This is a genomic window from Halonotius pteroides (assembly GCF_003605635.1).
Taxonomy (GTDB): domain Archaea; phylum Halobacteriota; class Halobacteria; order Halobacteriales; family Haloferacaceae; genus Halonotius; species Halonotius pteroides.
Map to the genome: position 1 here is coordinate 1 of NZ_QMDW01000084.1, position 1,175 is coordinate 1,175.

At 68.0% G+C, this 1,175-nt stretch carries 3 protein-coding genes; all 3 read left to right on the plus strand.

Annotated features, from left to right (window positions below):
• The coding region (locus DP106_RS15195) for a hypothetical protein (protein WP_133305193.1) at positions 1 to 215 on the plus strand (215 nt) is incomplete at its 5' end.
• Between the two features lie 95 nt (positions 216 to 310).
• Entirely contained in the window at positions 311 to 574 is a 264-nt protein-coding gene (locus DP106_RS15200; protein ID WP_015409944.1) for a DUF5827 family protein, read from the plus strand.
• A partial coding sequence (locus DP106_RS15205) for an ATPase (RefSeq protein ID WP_120086632.1) occupies positions 571 to 1,175 on the plus strand: 605 nt, incomplete at its 3' end. The genes DP106_RS15200 and DP106_RS15205, both read left to right, overlap by 4 nt.

Sequence of the window (1,175 nt, forward strand, 5' to 3'; positions counted from 1 at the left end):
CGTGCTGTGGGGTGGCCGGCTCCTTCGGCTACGAAGAGGAGCACTACGAACTCTCGAAGGCGATCGGTGAGATCCTCCACGAGAAGGTCGAAGAGAGCCCCGGCGGCGAGGTCGTCGCCCCCGGCGCGTCCTGTCGCTCTCAGCTCGCGGACGACGACTTCGAGGGCGAACGCCCCGCCCACCCCGTCGAGAAGCTCCACGACGCGCTGGCCTGAGAGTGGGCGGTTGCGCCGTTTCGCCCGCGGTCGCGAGTTCGGGGTCCGCCGACGAGGCGCCACGTTTTTAAATAGATCGACGCCTACCGACGGCCATGCCGAAACCACGCGACGACGTCGACGACCTCCGGGAGTTCGAGTTCCGGGAGCCGGAGGACGTCCTCGAAGCGGAGTATCTCTACACCGTCTACGAGATCGCCCGCCTCCTGCAGGGCGTCGACCCCGATGCTGAACTCGACGTCGAGACCGAGGACGTCCTCCTCGATTGGGCGATCCCGTGGATGCTCGACCACAGCGGGGCGTTCGTCTTCGCCGAACCCGACGCCGACGACGAGCCGGGGTACTACGGCCTCAGATGAAACTGCTGGTCGCCGGGAGCTCTGAGGTCGACGCCGGGAAGACAACGTTCACGACCGGCCTGATCGAACGCACCGGGATCCGTGGGTATAAACCCCGTGCCGGGAACGGCTACTGGTACGACCAAGACGACTACCGGCGGGCGATCGAGGAGGGCCGCCTCTACGGGAAGGACGCAAAACAGATCGCCGCCGCGAACGGGGGATCGACGAGTCCCGAGGAGATCAACCCCGTCCACCGGCTGTGGCTGCCGACGCCGGGGCGCGGCAAGGGCATTCTGGGCCGCGACGGGCGACGCTTTCTGTTCGACCGCGTCACGCTCGACGCCGATACCTACGTTGTCAACGGCGAAGCCGACGTCCCGCCGGGGGCGAAGCGGGCGTTCCCACTGGATCGTGCCCACCACGTCGACTCGCTGGAGGCGCTCAACGAGTCGATGGCCCACTATCACGCGCCCGCGCTGGACGCGCTCGCGGACGGGATCGAGGACCGCGAGGGGGCGATCGTGGAGTCCTACGCCGATATTGCCCGCCCGCTCTCGTCGTTCGTCCCCGACGCGGTCGCCGTCGTCGAACCCCGGCGCTGTCGCGTCTACGACGGCGA